This is a genomic window from Alcanivorax sp. HI0083 (assembly GCF_001635175.1).
This window is the reverse complement of sequence record NZ_LWFX01000158.1, coordinates 1-1,336: the sequence shown is the minus strand read 5'-3', so window position 1 is coordinate 1,336 and position 1,336 is coordinate 1. Positions and strand designations below refer to the sequence as shown.

At 60.2% G+C, this 1,336-nt stretch carries 1 protein-coding gene and 1 pseudogene; one reads left to right on the top strand and one right to left on the bottom strand.

Going from position 1 to position 1,336, the window contains the following annotated elements; genetic code table 11:
• Positions 1–261 (top strand): annotated as a pseudogene (locus A3754_RS26965) (hypothetical protein); the annotation flags it as partial.
• A 146-nt stretch (positions 262–407) separates the two neighbouring features.
• Here A3754_RS26965 and A3754_RS01720 read toward each other — a convergent pair.
• The coding region (locus tag A3754_RS01720; RefSeq protein ID WP_156496682.1) for a pirin family protein at positions 408–1,336 on the bottom strand (929 nt) is incomplete at its 5' end.

Genomic DNA, 1,336 nt, shown 5'->3' with positions numbered 1-1,336 from the left:
ATGTATCAACAGGCAGATACGACTTTCTCTATCGGCACAATTCCAGGCTTGCAGTATGGCAAAGCCACGGCCTATTTTTCGGACACGCCCAATGGTAGCAGCCGTCTGGAAGTACAAGTAAAAGATGCTGCGGATGGCAGCCTGATCGAGACAGTGTCCTGCGCGGTTCAGGCGGGCAAGGTCTACGACGCCATCATTACCCACAAAGGATTTGCTGATCCCGACATGGCGATGTTCTGCCAGCAGGTTGAAGGCAGTTAATTGATTTTGTAGGTCGGCTTAGGGCGTAGCCGTAAGCCGACTCCACCCTGTCCTCTTGCTCCACCGCTAAAGGTCGGATTACGCCTTTCAGGCTCTCTGTGCCCTTGGGTAAATCTGACCTACGGGGAGGGCGATCTACCCCGCGTTTATTTCAGTCGCACCGACGGATCCAGTGTAGGTGCCGTCAAGGGTGCTCCCTGGTAGGCGGAGACCTCGCCAAAGCGATCGTTGGGCCATTGTTGCCAGTCGCTCACCGCCTGATTCAGCCGCTCCTGATCCCGGCCGACAAAATTCCACCACAGCAGTACCGGCTGCCCCAGCGGCTCGCCGCCCAGCAGCATGATGCGGCTGTCGGTGGAGAGTGTGAGAGCCAGGGTGTCGCGGCCCTGCCCCAGATAGTAGAGCTCGCCGGTCTTCAGGGTTTCCCCTTCCAGTTCAGCATGGCCTTCATTGATACACAGCCCCAGCTCGAAATCGGCAGGGACGGGCAAGGTCAGCTGACAGGCTTGTGTGGCCACAATATCGGCGCTCACCAGCGGCGAGAACACCGCCGCTGGAGAACGTCGCCCGGCCAGCTCCCCCACCACCAGAGTGATCTCGGCGCCATCCTGTTGCCATCGGGGCAAGTCAGTGTGGTGGGCAAAGGCTGGCGGGGTATCTTCATGCTCGGCGGGCAGGGCGATCCAGAATTGCAGGCCGTGCATGGGGCCGCTGAATCCTGGCGGGCTTTCCTCGGAATGGCAGATGCCATGGCCGGCGGTCATCAGATTCAGCTGGCCGGGGGCGATAACCTGTTCGTAACCCAGGCTGTCCTTGTGCAGCAAGGCGCCCTCAAATAACCAGGTCACGGTCTGTAACCCGATGTGCGGATGGGTGCCCACATCGACCGCGTTGTCGGCGCTCAGGTCGGTGGGGCCGATGTGGTCGAGAAAACACCAGGGACCAATGAGCCGTTGCGAGCGGCTGGGCAAATGCCGAATGATTGGCAGGCCGCTGCCGAGGATACTTTTGCGCGAATCGACAGGCTTCAGGGTAGGCTGGCTGGCAAGGTTGGGGCATTCCACCGTTTCGCCGC